This is a genomic window from Acinetobacter sp. UBA6526 (genome assembly GCF_002434875.1).
Classification (GTDB): Bacteria; Pseudomonadota; Gammaproteobacteria; order Pseudomonadales; family Moraxellaceae; genus Acinetobacter; species Acinetobacter venetianus.
Genome location: NZ_DJLC01000016.1, coordinates 1 through 14,133, shown reverse-complemented (window position 1 = coordinate 14,133; position 14,133 = coordinate 1). Strand labels below are relative to the sequence as shown.

The 14,133-nt window shown below is 37.4% G+C and carries 11 protein-coding genes and 1 pseudogene; 8 read left to right on the top strand and 4 right to left on the bottom strand.

All coding sequences use genetic code 11. The features are described from left to right. Window positions 1-71: 71 nt before the first annotated feature. Window positions 72-1,583, bottom strand: a complete 1,512-nt coding sequence (locus B4237_RS01220; RefSeq protein WP_004879686.1) for an aldehyde dehydrogenase family protein — start codon at window positions 1,581-1,583, stop codon at window positions 72-74. 139 nt (window positions 1,584-1,722) lie between these two features. On the opposite strand from B4237_RS01220, the gene B4237_RS01215 reads away from it, so the two are divergent. Continuing rightward, window positions 1,723-2,904, top strand: a complete 1,182-nt coding sequence (locus tag B4237_RS01215) for a transcriptional regulator (RefSeq protein ID WP_130134985.1) — start codon at window positions 1,723-1,725, stop codon at window positions 2,902-2,904. Window positions 2,905-3,114: 210 nt separating this feature from the next. On the opposite strand, the gene mdh is transcribed toward B4237_RS01215, so the two are convergent. After that, window positions 3,115-4,287, bottom strand: coding sequence for an iron-dependent methanol dehydrogenase (gene mdh, locus B4237_RS01210; protein WP_278595202.1), 1,173 nt, complete (start codon window positions 4,285-4,287; stop codon window positions 3,115-3,117). Between the two features lie 176 nt (window positions 4,288-4,463). Further along, window positions 4,464-4,799 (bottom strand): annotated as a pseudogene (locus B4237_RS01205) (OprD family outer membrane porin); the annotation flags it as partial. A 699-nt stretch (window positions 4,800-5,498) separates the two neighbouring features. On the opposite strand from B4237_RS01205, the gene B4237_RS01195 reads away from it, so the two are divergent. The 6 genes from B4237_RS01195 (at window position 5,499) to B4237_RS01170 (ending at window position 13,179) form a co-directional block, all read left to right on the top strand. Then, window positions 5,499-6,560 carry an HlyD family secretion protein gene (locus tag B4237_RS01195; RefSeq protein WP_004879642.1) on the top strand — a complete coding sequence of 354 codons (1,062 nt, stop codon included), beginning with the start codon at window positions 5,499-5,501 and terminating at the stop codon, window positions 6,558-6,560. Window positions 6,561-6,585: 25 nt separating this feature from the next. Continuing rightward, entirely contained in the window at window positions 6,586-8,133 is a 1,548-nt protein-coding gene (locus tag B4237_RS01190; protein WP_023013318.1) for a DHA2 family efflux MFS transporter permease subunit, read from the top strand. Window positions 8,134-8,283: 150 nt separating this feature from the next. Then, window positions 8,284-9,105, top strand: a complete 822-nt coding sequence (locus B4237_RS01185; protein WP_278595203.1) for a hypothetical protein — start codon at window positions 8,284-8,286, stop codon at window positions 9,103-9,105. Further along, complete coding sequence (locus B4237_RS01180) at window positions 9,102-10,688, top strand: GH3 family domain-containing protein (protein ID WP_278595204.1); 1,587 nt, start codon at window positions 9,102-9,104, stop codon at window positions 10,686-10,688. Before B4237_RS01185 ends, B4237_RS01180 begins: the two co-directional genes overlap by 4 nt. Then, the gene (locus B4237_RS01175) at window positions 10,685-12,010 is read left to right on the top strand and encodes a TolC family protein (protein WP_278595205.1); all 1,326 of its coding nucleotides are present in this window, start codon (window positions 10,685-10,687) and stop codon (window positions 12,008-12,010) included. The genes B4237_RS01180 and B4237_RS01175 overlap by 4 nt, the downstream gene beginning before the upstream one ends. 2 nt (window positions 12,011-12,012) lie before the next feature. Continuing rightward, the gene (locus tag B4237_RS01170; protein WP_278595206.1) at window positions 12,013-13,179 is read left to right on the top strand and encodes a hypothetical protein; all 1,167 of its coding nucleotides are present in this window, start codon (window positions 12,013-12,015) and stop codon (window positions 13,177-13,179) included. Window positions 13,180-13,261: 82 nt separating this feature from the next. Here the strand turns inward: B4237_RS01170 and B4237_RS01165 are convergent, their stop codons facing one another. Continuing rightward, complete coding sequence (locus B4237_RS01165; protein ID WP_061391903.1) at window positions 13,262-13,684, bottom strand: Lrp/AsnC family transcriptional regulator; 423 nt, start codon at window positions 13,682-13,684, stop codon at window positions 13,262-13,264. Window positions 13,685-13,908: 224 nt separating this feature from the next. On the opposite strand from B4237_RS01165, the gene B4237_RS01160 reads away from it, so the two are divergent. After that, on the top strand, window positions 13,909-14,133 hold a 225-nt coding region (locus tag B4237_RS01160; protein ID WP_286940880.1), incomplete at its 3' end, for a Glu/Leu/Phe/Val dehydrogenase dimerization domain-containing protein.

Sequence of the window (14,133 nt, the reverse complement as noted above, 5' to 3'; positions counted from 1 at the left end):
AAGGCAAGTACGGCTTATGTACTTGCCTTGGTTTAAATTGACTTACCTAAAAAGTAAAAGCCTTTTAAGTTTTAAAAGAAACCTGCTGGTTTAGTTGAATAACTTACCAAAAGATTCTTAGTTTGTTGATAATGATCTAACATCATACGATGGTTTTCACGACCAATACCTGACTTTTTGTATCCACCAAAAGCTGCATGTGCTGGATAAATGTGATAGCAGTTAGTCCAAACACGACCTGCTTCAATTGCACGGCCTGCACGATATGAAATATGTGCTGAACGTGACCAGACACCTGCACCTAAACCATAAATGGTTTCATTTGCGATTTTGATCGCTTCGTCAAAGTCTTTAAATGTTGTTACTGAAAGTACAGGTCCGAAAATTTCCTCTTGGAAAATTTGCATGCTGTTGTGACCTTTAAAGACAGTCGGCTCGATATAAAAACCTTCACCCACTTCTTGACGAGCACTACCACCCGTGAGAACTTCTGCACCTTCTTCACGACCAGTGCTGATACAACGCAAGATTTTCTCTTGTTGCTCTAAAGATGCTTGAGCACCAATCATGGTTTCCGTATCTAAAGGATGACCTAATTTAATACGTTTAACACGTTCGATGGCTTTTTCTAAAAACTTATCCGCGATACTTTCTTGAACAAGCGCTCGAGAAGGGCATGTGCATACTTCACCTTGGTTTAAGGCGAACATTGCAAAACCTTCAAGTGCTTTATCAAGATAGTCGTCGTCTTGATCCATTACATCTTCAAAGAATAAGTTTGGAGACTTACCACCAAGCTCTAATGTAACAGGGATAATATTTTCAGTTGCGTACTGCATAATTAATTGGCCAACTTGTGTTGAACCAGTAAAGGCAATTTTTGCAATACGTGGGTTTGTTGCTAGTGGGCGGCCAACTTCTGCACCAAAACCATTAACTACGTTAAGTACACCAGCAGGTAGAATGTCTTGGATCAGTTCAAGTACTAATAAAATACCAACAGGCGTTTGTTCAGCAGGTTTTAATACCACACAGTTTCCTGCTGCTAGTGCAGGTGCAAGTTTCCATGCCGCCATGAGGATAGGGAAGTTCCAAGGAATGATTTGCCCCACCACACCTAAAGGCTCATGGAAATGGTATGCAATTGTATCTTCATCAATTTCAGAGATTCCGCCTTCTTGTGCACGAATACATCCTGCAAAATAACGGAAGTGATCGATTGCCAGTGGAATATCAGCTGCCAAAGTTTCACGAACTGGTTTGCCGTTGTCCCAAGTTTCTGCGACAGCAAGAAATTCCAAATTTTGTTCCATACGATCAGCAATTTTTAATAAAATATTTGAACGCGTAGTTGGAGAGCTTTTATTCCATTCTGCTTTCGCTTTATGTGCCGCATCGAGAGCAAGTTCAATGTCTTCAACTGAAGAACGCGGGATTTTTGTAAACACTTTGCCATCGACAGGTGAAACATTATCGAAGTATTCTCCTCTTACAGGAGCTACCCATTGACCGCCAATAAAGTTTTCATATTGAGCTTTAAACTGGACTTTAGAGCCAGCTTGATTAGGATCGATGTAACGCATATTAGATTCCTTTGCTTATAATTGATCTTAAATATCTACAGCTTTGGTATAAGGTACTTTTGTACGCTATTTCATTAGGATATAAATGAGAAGGTTGGAGAAAGGTTGGAAATCAGGGTCATGAGTGAGGGATACACAAATGTTTACAAAACAAGACCTGCTACAACAACGTAAGTCGGTAGATCAGCTAAAACGACAAAATAGTTTATCGCCGCAAAATGCTGAAAAACTTGGACAAAGTATTGCTAGTTCATGGCAGAGATCAGCTTCGTCTGCTATTCCTAAAGAGCGTTTAGCCGCACCTTTGTTGAATCAAAATAGTAAAAATAAAACCAGTTTAGATCTGGCTTTAGAAAGTTGCTCAAATGAACTGAGCCATATTGCTGATCAATCTTCAATGGTGATTGCAGTTGGTGATGTTGGAAGTACAATTATTTGGACAGCTTCGAGTTCGCAAATGCAAAGCGCAGCTGAAAAAGTCCATTTCATTGCTGGCGGACAATGGGCTGAAGATGTTGTGGGAACAAATGCATTGGCATTGTCACTGAAAACACAACAATCTAGCTGTGTATTTTCCAATGAACATTACATGGAATCTGTGCATGATTGGGTATGTTATGCAGCGCCGATCATTGATCCATATTCCAAACAAGTGCTTGGTGTAGTTGATTTATCTACGACTTGGAAAAAGCATAACACTTTGGGCATGTTAGCCGCTGAGCGTTGTGCATCAATTATTCAAACGGCTTTGATTGAGCAACAGCGTCAACGTTTATATATTCGTGCGTTCGCTACGCCACAAATTATTTTTAATCAAAAATCATTAGTTTTAACCCCACGTCAAGTCGAAATTTTGGTCATCCTTGCATTATGCCCAAACGGATTGAATCTTGAGAATCTTCATCAAGCTTTATATGGCGAACGCAAGGTGAGTATTGGCACTTTAAAAGCTGAAATGTCGCAATTAAGAGATATTTTAGGGGGAATGTTAGGTTCTCGACCATATCGATTATTGGCAGATGTTGAAGCAGATTTTTTATCGGCAGAACAAGCACTTGACTCAGGCTATGTAGCTTCTGCTTTGCAATTGTATAAAGGTGTTTTCCTTTCAAAAACTGAAAGCCCATTTTTATGCGCATGGCGAGATTGTTTGGAGTCTCGTTTAAGTGATGCGATTTTTAAGACCAAAGAAACTGATCTTTTACTGAAGCATGTTGCACATTTCCCAGAAGCAATTGATGCTGTAGAACGTTTGATGGAACTATTGCCAGAAGACCATCCAGCACATTTATCTCTGAATAAATTTAAAGATATTTACTAGAATCAGTTCGGGAAAATTTGATATGTGAAAGCTGATTACTTGAAATGAAATCTGAAAAATGATGAAGTTGATTAGTTATTAAATTTTAAACAATAATTCTTAAGATCATAATTTTTATAAATAAAAAAAGTGGGAATATAACCTTTTTAATATTCCCACAAAAAAGTAAGCCAATTTCTCGGAGTTTTGGCTTACTTTTGAGAGGAACTGTTATAACGCAGCTTTGAAAATTTCTACCACTTGAGCATATGTTGCTTTACGAGGGTTAGTCAACATACATGCATCTTTCTGAGCATTTTCAGACATGATTGCAAGATCTTCAGTCTTAACACCTAACTCAGTTAAACCAGATGGAATTCCAATTGATGAAGATAATTCACGGATAGCATCAATCGCGGCAAAAGCAGCTTCAGTTTCAGTGAATCCTTCAACATTAACGCCCATCAACTCAGCAATTTTAGCGTAACGATCTTGGCAAGCAATTAAGTTAAATTCACATACATGAGGTAATAAAACGGCATTACATACACCATGTGGAAGATTGTAGAAGCCACCTAATTGATGTGCCATCGCATGAACATAACCCAATGACGCATTGTTGAATGCCATACCAGCAAGATATTGTGCATAGCTCATTGCATCACGAGCTTCAATATTCTCACCATTGGCGACAGCAGGACGTAACCATTGACTGATCATCGTAATTGCTTTTTCAGCGCATGCATCGGTAATTGGGTTTGCCGCAGTTGATACATAAGCTTCAACAGCATGTGTTAATGCATCCATACCTGTTGCAGCGGTTAAACCAGCTGGTTTTGCAACCATAAGTTTTGGATCATCGATGGCGATCAAAGGCGTACAGCGCCAATCTACAATTGCCATTTTTACGTGAGTATCAGTATTGGTAATAATGCAGAAACGCGTCATTTCTGATGCTGTACCAGCAGTTGTGTTTACAGCAATCAGTGGAGTCATCGGAACAGTACTTTTGTCGATACCTTCATAGTCACGAATATGTCCGCCGCCAGCAGTTACAAGACCAATCCCTTTCGCACAATCGTGTGATGAACCGCCACCTAATGAAACGATAAAATCACATCCATTGTCGTTATAGGCTTTAACACCGTTGTGAACATTAATATCAGTTGGGTTGGGTTCAGCACCTGGGAAAACATGGCTATCTACACCAGCATCTTTTAAGTATGCTGAAATCGTATCTGCTACGCCAAATTTGAATAGACCTTCGTCTGTTACGATTAGTGCTTTCTTTGCACCAAGGTTCTGCGCTTTTATGCCAATCTCTTTAGCACAGCCGGGGCCAAAAAGTGAAACGCAAGGGATATAAAAACCGTTTGTTTGATCTGCAATATTTTTAAAAGCCATGGAGTGATTCCTTCTTCCATATTCCATAATTTGTTATACAGGTGGTCTAGCACCTTGGACTTAGTATGGAGTGCTTTAAAAAATTTCCTACCTACCAAAAACCTACCAAAGAAATTTTGTTTTTAATCATAAGGATATGGGTGCATTAGCACCCATAATTAAACATTTTTCTGAGATTAGAACCGCTTTGTATAGTTCACAAATAGACGATCTTCACCAAAATCATTACCGTGCTCTACATTGTAATCAATACGAATATATTGTAATGCTAAACCTTTAAGAAAGGGTTGTTGAAAAGCATAATTTAAAATAATGTTAGATTCACTTTCATTATTTTCTTTACCATCGGCTGTTTTGAAGCTATCTCCATATACATATTTGACTGCTGCATTGAAGCCCGGAATATAATCTTTAAAATTATATCCATAGATAAAATGATATGATTTTTCATCCTTTTTAAAGAAACCCGTTGCATTCCAGTTTATAAAATAAGTTTCAGGTAAAAAACCATCACTAGGCGATCTAATCAGCGCATATACTCAAATGCTTCAGCCTTATGGCATACAGGCACTGCAAGAAATTTTTAGAGACAATGCAAAAATCTTCTATCGTATCGATATATAACTCATCACTTCGACAAAATATAGATTATGAATAAATAATATTAGTCTATTTACAGAACTGTATTTTGTCGTAATTCTCAATAAACCTTATTATAAGATGAGCAGCTTTCATTAAATAAGTGAATATATTTCATCCGAAAAAACTAATTATATGCATATTAAAAAGTTGATTTAAAGCTTATTTAAATAGTATTATTTATTACAAATATTTTACAAAATAAAAACATACATGTAATAAAATACACAAAGATTTTCTAATAAAAATGTATGCATTGTTCAGAAAATTTTAACTTTAATAAGTATTTATGTTTTCCGCACATTATCTAGTAATGACAAGTTTATTAAAAAGTACGCGTTATATAATTATTTTAAATTATTTTTATGATTGAAATTTAATTGACACAAAATAAAGCTAAGTTAAAAAAATGGTCAATGACAACTTATTTCAACTGGAATGATAATCCACGCCAATTATTACTTTGTAACTTTTTATTCATATAAAACAAGATGAAAAGTTATGTGAAATAAAAGCCTAACTCTTATTAGGTCAAAACAAAAAACTGTGCATTACAATTAAGCGGAAAAAATATGGATAACGTGGCTCAGCTTGAAACTGATACTGATTTCCAAGGTCGAAAGAAAATAACGTGGGCTGTGTTTGCTGCACTGTTATTATTTCTCTTGATTGGTATTTTGTATTATTTCTTCGTATACAGATTTTACCAATCTACTGATAATGCTTATGTTCAGGCTGATGTCACTTGGGTGATGCCTAAGATCTCAGGTGAAGTTGTTGATTTAATCATTCAAGACAACCAAGTGGTAAAAAAAGGTGAAGCCTTAGCGATACTTGACCATCGTGATTATCAAGCTCGTTATGATCAAGCACAATCTGTTGTGACCTTAAAAAAAGCAGCGCTTGATGTTCAACAACAAAATGAAAGGTCTGCTAAATCAACAATTAGCGAAGCGAATAGTGGTGTTATTGCTGCACAAGCAGACTTATCTCGCTTAAAGAAAGATTATGCTCGTTACCAAGATTTACTTAAAGATGGTGTGATTACACGACAGAATTTTGACAATATTCAGTCTCAATACTTATCAGCTCAAGCACAACTAACCAAAGCTCAAGCAACTGTAAATTCTGCTGAAGCTCAGTTAGGAAGTTTGCAGGCAGGTAGAGCACAGTTATTAGCAGATATTCAAAGCGCAAATGCCACGTTAGATCTTTATCGTATCGATTTAGATTCCTCTAAAGTAATCAGTCCTGTATCTGGAAAAGTAGGCAGTCTTGCAATTCAGAAAGGATCACGAGTTTCACCTCAAACACGTCTAATGGCAATCATTCCTGAGGGGAGTTTGTATGTAGAAGCGAACTTCAAAGAAACTCAGATTGAAAAAATGCATATTGGTCAGAAAGTTAAATTAAAAATTGATGCTTATCCAAGCCTCACATACACAGGCAAAATTGAGAGTTTTTCACCAGCATCAGGTGCAACGTTTTCAATGATGCCACCTGATAATGCAACAGGAAACTTCAATAAAGTTGTCCAGCGAATCCCTGTCCGAATTGCCATAGATTCAAGTCCACATATCGATCTTATAAAACCTGGAATGTCGGTTAATGCAACCGTCGATTTAAAAACCTAATAATAAAAATTCTAGGTAGAAAATAATGGATAAGCATTTTGACGGTGAGTGGAAGTTTGCACCAAAAACAGCTTGGGTCATCTTCATCGCAATGATCTTTGGCAACTTCATGGCGATTTTAGATATCCAAATTGTTGCCAGTTCTTTGAATGAAGTTCAAGCAGGAATGAGTGCAAGTCGCTATGAAGTGACGTGGGTACAAACGGTCTATTTGGTCGCTGAAATTATTGCTATTCCAATGTCTAGTATTGTATGTCGCGTCTTATCTACACGGGTTTATTACACCTTGTGTGCGATCGGATTTACCATCAGCTCATTACTTTGTGCGTTGGCATGGAATTTAGAAAGCTTATTGGTCTTTCGTGCCATTCAAGGTTTTATGGGGGGCGGTATGATTCCAACATCGATGACCGCGCTTTATATTTTATTTCCTGAAGCTAAACGCTCTTTGCCTTTGGTGTTATTTGGGATGATCAGTACTCTTGGACCTGCGATTGGGCCAACGATCGGGGGATGGCTTACCAATAATTTTTCATGGCACTGGATGTTTTTGATCAACATCGTGCCAGGAATCATCATTGCAACCATCATATATTCAGGGCCAAGTATTGATCGTGCGAATTACTCACTGATTAGAACAATGGACTGGCTGAGCTTAATTGGCATGGCGATGTTCTTAGGCGGTTTAGAGTATTTCCTTGATGAAGGTGCGCGACATGATTGGTTTGCTGATTCAGGCGTAAGAAATGCGTTCATCATCTGCGTTGTTGGTGGTTTGATCTTCTTTTCTCGAAGTTTTACGCAACCCAAGCCATTACTCGATTTAAGTGTATTTAAAAACAAAAACTTTACCTTGAGTTCTATCACCACCTTTGTGATCGGCATGGCACTGTACGGATTGGGTTATATGATCCCTGTTTTCCTTGGACAAGTCCGTGAAATGAATAGTAGTCAAATCGGTCACATTATGATGGTGACTGGTGTTGTGATGTTCTGTTTTGCACCATTTTTGGCTTGGCTTATTCCAAATTTTGATACCCGAAAAACAGTTTTTGTCGGCATGATTCTAGCGGGATTTGGCGTTTGGCTGAACTCACACCTAAGTATTCATAGCGATTATGACTTTATGTTTTGGCCACAAATTTATCGTGGTATTGGACTCATGATCTGTTTGATCGTTGTCTCCCATCTTGCAATGAGCACCTTACCACTGAGTAAAGTAGCGGATGCCAGCGGTATTTATAACCTCATGCGAAATATCGGCGGTGCAGTGGGATTAGCTCTGATTAACTCATCACTCGATTGGTTAACCGCTCTGCACGTGACTCAATTAAATCAATACATGACACCACAGAATTGGCTTTTCATCGAACGATTAGATCAGCTCACAGCGCAGTATCAAGAAATTGGGGCCAATGCTCAACAGATCGCACTCAGCATTATTTATCGAGATATTCATTATCAAGCATTAACGTCCAGTTTTAATGATTTATTGCGCATGCTCTCAATCATTATGTTCGTTACTGCATTCTTAACATTCTTTATGGATAGGGGGAAAAAGATGGATATGTAGCGTTTAGTTAGAGGGTAATTTTCAAAAAATGAAAAATCAAAAAGGCGTAATTATACAAATACTGCCTTTATAAAAATAACGGTTATATGAGTTTTAAATATTTCATATGAGATAGAGGCTAACTCATGTCTAAAATTAGAGGTTAGAGTCATGATTAATAAAACGTACAAGCTAATTTCAATATTCAATAGTAAGGAAACAACTTATGGTCAGTATATTGAAAAGGAGCAAATCGATATTGATCGATTGAAAGCAATGTATTCTATTTATGAGCAATATTATGAGAATACAAAGTTTTCAATTTTTGCGGATGATTTTAAAAAGAAAAGCGGAGCAATTTTAATTTTCAACTCAGAAACAGATGAAATCGTTGGTTTTTCTACTGTTGCTGTACAACATTTTTATTTAAATGGAAAAGACTATACCGTCTTATTTAGTGGTGACACTGTCATTCTAAAAGCATATTGGGGAACGCGTAAACTACAAAGTTCAATGCTAAAACTGATGATTAAGCTTCGAGTGAAATATCCATTTAATGAGTTGTATTGGTTACTTATTTCTAAGGGCTATAAAACCTATTTGTTATTGGCAAATAACTACTACGTTTATTACCCAAATATCAAAGATGAAAACCAGCATTTATCTACCGTGATCGAACATTACTGTGAGAACTTCTTTGGAGAATATTACGACAAAGAAATTGGCTTATTGAACTTTGGTGATGACTACCAGCCATTGAAAGGAGAGGTTGCTCCGATCACTGAAGAAATGCGCGTCAAAAATCCTAATATTCATTTCTTTGAACAAAAGAATCCAACATGGGTAACAGGAACAGAACTCCCTTGTATCGGACGATTAGGCTGGAAAGATCTTGCTCGTTTTCCAGTGAAGTTGATGAGAAAACCAGTGAGTAAAGGTAAGTACGAAGCGATTGTTAATCAACAAGCACATCGCCAAGGAGTCTTACAATGAAATATGTCGACTGGCTAACATCTGGATCACATATTATTTTGAAGCAATGGTGTGATAGTTCTGATCGAAAATTCAAAAAGCGTTTTTCTGCTTTGGAAGCAACTCAAAGAGAAATTCTAAGTGCAATTTTAGCAACATCAAGCTTAGCAAACAGTAAAGGTGTTCAAGACTATGAGCAATTTGTACAAGCCTTTCCATCAACGCGTTATGCGGCTTGGAGAGAAGAAATCAATTTGTATCGTGATCAGAAACTAGCACTTTCCAGTAGCAAACTTGTACGCTTTCAGCCAACCAGCGGCTCAAGCGAGCAAATCAAATTTATTCCATACACCAAGCAGTTTTTAGATGAACTTGATCATGCCATCGCACCTTGGCTAGCAAGTCTGTATCGCAAATGCCCTGAGCTACAGTCTGGAACGCATTATTGGTCAGTCTCATGGTTACCTGAGAGTCAAAGGGAAGTACTGAAAGATAAAAATCTAAATGATGATAGTGCGTTATTGGGCATAGGCAAACGTGTTTTATCTAAATTTACACAAGCTGTTCCTAGCAATATCGCCTTTGCAGCAAATGCAGATGATGCGCTGTTTGCAACTATTTGTTATTTAGTTGCCAACCGTAATCTAGCCATGATTTCAGTTTGGAGTCCAACCTTCGCTTTGCAATTACTAGACCGTTTAGAAACGATGCAACAGGAAGTTGCCGAAGTATTACAACGAGGAACATGGGGAACAAGACAGCTTTCTCTTAAGCAAGTCGATGCACCACATTGTCCAAAAAGTGCAGATTGTCTCATCAACAGTTCAAATGGACATGAGATTGATTTCAAAAAGCTTTGGCCAAAATTAAGTTTGGTTTCTAGCTGGGATACGGCTGGATCAAAAGCATGGGCCAATAAATTGCAACAACGTTTGCCGCATGTTCAGTTTGAAGGTAAGGGCTTATGGGCAACTGAAGGTGTGGTAACAATTCCTTATGATCAACACTATCCACTTGCTTATCAAAGTCATTTCTATGAGTTTGAATATCTCGAAGGTGAAAAACAGGGGCAAATCATTCCTTCATGGAAGCTGAAAAAAGGAGATGTTGTTAGTCCTATCATTACCTCAGGCAATGGTTTACTTCGTTACTGCTTAGATGATTGTCTACGTGTAACAGATTTCTTAGAGCAAATTCCGTGTTTTGAGTTCCAAGGCCGTCGTTTTGGCGTAGACCTCGTTGGTGAAAAATTAGCGCCTGAAACTGCGCAACAGCTGTTATCTCAACTTAACCAGACAGAATCTAAAGCAATTTCTTTACTGGCAATTGATACAGAACAACAAGTTAAACCTTTTTATTGTGTGCTATTTGAAGGAGACATTCACCACTCAATTGATAGTTCATATATCGATGAGTTGTTACGGAAAAACTTTCATTATGAACTCGCGCGTAACCTTGGACAGCTTGATCAGCCTCAGATTAGACAAGCAAATAACGGTTGGAATGCTTATAAAAAACTAGTCATGTTTGATGGCATTATTGAAGGAAACATAAAGCCAGAACCTTTAAAGAAAGTCAGTTTGAATAGTTTGGAACAGCTATGAAAAAAGGGATCAATGTGTTCAGAAAGCTTGTTTTAAAATATCAGTCTTTTCTATGTTTAGGTGCTTTCAGTATTTGCTTTCCCATTCATGCGATGACGCTAGATGATGCTTTATCTGCGAGTTTAAGGCATGAAAGTCAATTGGAGTTAGGTCGCTTAAATGTTGGTCAGTCTGCTGCAACACTTGAGCAAGCGAAGCAACGTGATGGTCTGAAAGTAAATTTAGTAGGGCAACTTGATTACGAAAAGATAGAGACGCCTTCCGATGTGTTCTTTCCAACAGAGGGTAATCGAAAAGGGAGAAGTCTACAGTTGCAATTAGACTATCCTGTTTATACTTCTGGTCGACATCGTTTAGGAATCGATGTTGCGAAAAACCAGCTTTCTGCACGTTCCCAAGGTCTATCCGATCAACGATCAGAAACCATTTTAAATACTGTGATGGTATATACCGATGTTCTAAAGAAAAAAGCAATTTTAGAACTTAGAAAGAAAACCATGTCTAACTTACAGCGTTCGTTGTACGAATCACAACGACGTTTTGACGTAGGCATGATTACACGTGCAGATTTGGCGCAAGTTTTGGCTCAAGTTGCACAAGGGCAGGCTGATGTCACTCAAGCTCAGTCAAATTTGACCATTAGCGAAGCACAGTTTTATCAAGTCACTGGACTTAGTGCTGAGCAATTAGTACCTATCTCACATTTACCTCAAATTTCGAATAATTTAGATGAAATTTTGACGAAAACAAAAACTCATCCCGCTTTAATGCAAGCAAAATATGAAAAACAGGCAGCTGAAAAGCAATTTGCGCTTACAAAACGAGAGCTGTGGCCAACGGTGATGCTTACCAGTCGTGCAGGTACACAACATGAAGCAAGTTATATCGGTTCAGAAAGTAATAACTATATGGTTGGCGTACAACTGAATGTTCCGCTATATGATGATGGTCTGAATCGGGCAAACATCAAAAAAGCGCGAGCAGATATAGACCTTGCCGAGCAAAAAATTAAAACCCTTGAATTGGATTTAAATCAACGTACACGTACAACTTTCGCTCAACTACAAACAATCCGTCAAAATAAAGATGCGCTTCAAAATGCGATTGATGCGGCTTCGATTGCATTTGTATATACCCGTAAAGAATTCGATTTAGGTACAAAAACTACTTTTGATCTATTGAACACTGAACAAAAGCTATTGGATGTTCAAACACAAAAAACAGTCAATGAACAAGATGAAATTGTGTTTGTTTATCAGCTATTAGATCAAATGGGACGATTGAATGATCTCGTACCAAGTGCAAACCAACAGGTAAATTAAAAATGAACAATAATAATTCAGTGGAAAAGATTGAGAGTAACCTTGTTACTAGAGAAGCCACACATGCTGATGATGCAGCATTGCGTGCATTAATCGCAGTTCCAATGACCACCAAAGGCGTGCAAATTAGTTTCCAGCGTGAACCCAGTTACTTTAAAGCATCTGACATTTTGTACCGCAATAAATTGCATGTTGTGATCGAAGATACCACCACATCGGAAAAAGTGGCTTGTTATAGCAATGGTTATCGCCCTTGTTTTGTAAATCAAAAAATAAGTAACCTTCGTTATGCCAGTGATTTACGTGTTGATCCTAACTATCGTGGCAAATCACTCGTAAAAAAATTAGGGGCGCACGTTAGACAAACAATGTTTGAACCTAATTACAGCCAAATGATTATTTTCGATGATAATCATGCAGCACGCGCTGCCATGCAAACCTCAAAAACAGGTATGCCAGATTATTATGATGAAGGATTAATTGAAACGCTGACATTGACGGATTTAGGCAACATAAAAAATGTCACTTCATTTATAAATAAGAACAACCGAGAACAAGCTTCAAATCAACTTCACTCATGCACTGCGCAAGTCGAACATATTCAGCAAATGAATAATTTTATTGCAGAAATGTCAGCTTACTATAATTTTATTCCAGCATACAATTTCAATGAGTTAGCAGAAAATCATACCTATTTTTCAGGAATCAAATTGTCAGATTTTCAACTCTATTTTCAAAATGATAAATTAGTTGGAATGTTTGGTTTATGGGATCAACACTCAGTCAAGCAAACCAAGATTTTGCACTACAGTTCACTGATCGGTTTTTTTAGACCGATTTATAACTTATCTACGCGAATGACCAAGATGATGCCATTACCAAAACTAGGAGATTCTCTGAAATATCATGTTTTACATACTTTGCTATGTAACCCCGACAAACTTCATTTACATCATCAAATGCTGAAAGATGCACATCAAAAATCTAAGGCTTTAGGTGTAGGAGTAATTAGCTTCACGTTATCGCATAAAGATCCACGTCATCAACTGAACCAATTTTATAAAGGTGAACGTTTAACAGGAATGCACGGATTTATTAGTTTTGAAGGAGATCCTCGCCCTAATTTTGATCAACATTTAATTCCATACTTTGAAGTTGGGCGAATTTAGTTTGAACGTTAAATAAAATTCCTCAAAGAAAACTCAAAAACTCTGAGGAATTTAATCATAACAATTAAATCACATGAATTTTTTAAGTTTTATAAGTCGAAAGTAAAATGCTGGTTTCACTATTATAAATCCCTGAAATATTGCGGATGCGTTCAAGAGCCTTGTCGAAATTTTCTAAACTATCAGACTGTAACTCGACCAAAATATCCCACTTACCATTCGTTGTATGAAGTCGCTCAACCGCTGTTTCAAGACGGAGCTGGCGGATTACGGCCTGAGCTTTTGTGCCTTCAACCATGATATTCATCCATGCGCGGATAATATTTTTCTCAGCGTTTGGACGAAAACGTACCGTATAACCTGTGATAATTCCAGTAGATTCCATGTACTCAATTCGCTTTTGGACAGTCGCTCGAGACACTTTAGCTTTTGCTGCCAAGTCTGTTATTGACATCCGTGCATTGTCTTTGAGTAATCCTAATATTATATGATCAACATTGTTCATTTTGATACTTACTATTAGCAAATTGATAAAAATTAATTCATTTTAATCATAATAAAGAATTTTGTGAATCATTTTGATTCTTAATAATAGTGTCCATACAAAGCCCCAAACATTTTAATTCAAGTAAATGATGCGAAATGTACCTATGGATGGCGGGGTAGATAGCAGCCCTGAAAAGGGAATCTATAAGAAACAGGGACAATTGATTAATTAAGGAATAGATGATGTCTTTATCATATGCGGCTCAAAATAATGGTGCTTGGCAAACATATCTCACTCAAATTGATCGAGTGACACCATATTTAGATGCTGATCTAGGCAATTTTGTTAATACTTTAAAAAGTCCAAAGCGTACATTGATCGTCGATGTACCAATTGTTATGGACGACGGAACAATTCGCCACTTTGAAGGATACCGTGTTCAACACAACCTATCACGTGGTCCAGGA